We start from the raw sequence: 1,623 nt of genomic DNA, 5'->3' as shown, positions 1-1,623 counted from the left end.
GGCCCGCTCGTAGAGGACCTCCCGCCCGGACAGGTACACCTTGCCTTCGCTGCTGCCCGCGCCGCCCGCGCCCACCTCGTAGTTGAGGGTGAGGCGCAGGAAGCGCTCCTGGAAGGAGTTGCTGAGCGCCTCTCCCAGCGGGGAGAACATGGCCACCACGGTGATGGCCACCGTCGCCAGCAGCGTCAGGAGCAGCAGCCGGCGCACCGGCACGCGCCCCACCACGAGGCAGGTGGTGATGCCCGCGATGATGGCGACGGACCCGCCGCGCGAGCCCGTGAGCAGCGTCAGCATGACGCCGCTGGCGGCCACCGGAATCCACAGCCACGTCTGGCCCCGCCAGTACCAGAAGTAGAGCGCGCCCATGGTCAAGAGCCCCATGAGCCGCGCGAAGATGTTGGGCCCGCCGTTCATCACCGCGAGCCGCGCGCCACCGCCGCCCGCCAGCAATTGCTTGATGCCGGCGATGGCGAGCAGCCCCGTGGCCACCACGACGATGGCCCAGAACGTGTCCAGCGTCCGGGGCGCGGGCTGGCGCAAGCAGGCCAGCGCGAAGCCCACGCACATCACCGCGACGAGCGTGACGTCGTAGACCTTGGTCAACGAGAAGTCGAAGTCGGGCGACCAGGTGGCGCTGGCGGCCATGTAGCCCAGGAAGCCCAGCATGGCCGCGATGAGCGGCGGGTCGAAGCGCGACTCGCCGGGACGGGCCTCGCGCCGGGCGCGGTGCAGCAGCCCCACCGCGGCGAACACCCCTCCGCAGATGACGATCCAGAGCCGCAGCTCCAGGAACAGGTTCGTCTCCACCTCCGCGGCGGCCAGCCGGTGCATGCCCCAGCGGCCCGCGAGCATGTAGAGGGCCGCGATGAAGCCCAGTCCTGTGCAGCGAATCCAGCTCACGGTGCGGTCTCCCGGTGGGGCTTCAGCTCGCGGATGGGTATTCGTATTGGTAGACGCCGCTCACCGCGCGGCCCGTCCGGGAGCGCGGCACGCCGTTGAGGACCACGCCCTGGGCCGGGACGCCGCTCTGCTCCAGTTGGTGCAGCGCGGTGGCCACCTCGCGCAGGGACTGGGCCGCCGCGCGCACCACGGCCAGCCGCACGCCCGCGTGCCGGCCCACGAGCGCCGCGTCCGTCACCGCGAGGATGCAGGGCGTGTCGAAGAGGACGACGTCGTACTCGGCCGCCACGCGCGCCACGAACGTGTCGAACGCCGCGCTGGCCAACAGCTCCGCCGGGTCCGGAGGAAGCGCGCCCGCGCCCAGGAACGACAGGCCGGGCGCGGCCTCCTGGAGCAGGGCCTGCTCCAGCGTCGCGGTGCCCCGCAGCACCTCGTGGAGGCCGGGGAGGTGCGCCTCGCGGAAGCACCGGTGCAGCCAGCCGCCGCGCAGGTTCGCGTCCACCAGCAGCACGCGCTTGCCCGTCTCCGCCAGCACCCACGCCAGGTTGAGGGCGACGAAGGACGTCCCCGCGCCAGGGCTCGTCCCGGTGACGGCGACGACGTGGCTGCCCGCCTCCTTCATGGCCCGCTGGAGCCGCGTCCTCAGGCCGCGCACGCATTCCACGGTGACGTCCCGGGGGATGCTGCGCGCCAGGATGATGGAGGGGCTGCGGGGGGACGTCG

2 protein-coding genes are annotated in these 1,623 nt (G+C 72.8%); both read right to left on the bottom strand.

Annotated elements, in window-relative coordinates; genetic code table 11:
* Positions 1-900 (bottom strand): O-antigen ligase domain-containing protein (locus tag D7Y11_RS42530; protein ID WP_126936511.1); only part of this gene is annotated, 900 nt, incomplete at its 3' end.
* A 22-nt stretch (positions 901-922) separates the two neighbouring features.
* On the bottom strand, positions 923-1,623 hold a 701-nt coding region (locus D7Y11_RS42525; RefSeq protein ID WP_126936510.1), incomplete at its 5' end, for a polysaccharide biosynthesis tyrosine autokinase.

Origin of the sequence: Corallococcus sp. AB018, assembly GCF_003986945.1 — a bacterium.
Classification (GTDB): Bacteria; Myxococcota; Myxococcia; order Myxococcales; family Myxococcaceae; genus Corallococcus; species Corallococcus exiguus.
Note: the sequence above shows the minus strand (reverse complement) of the source record. Positions and strands in the feature narration are given on the sequence as shown.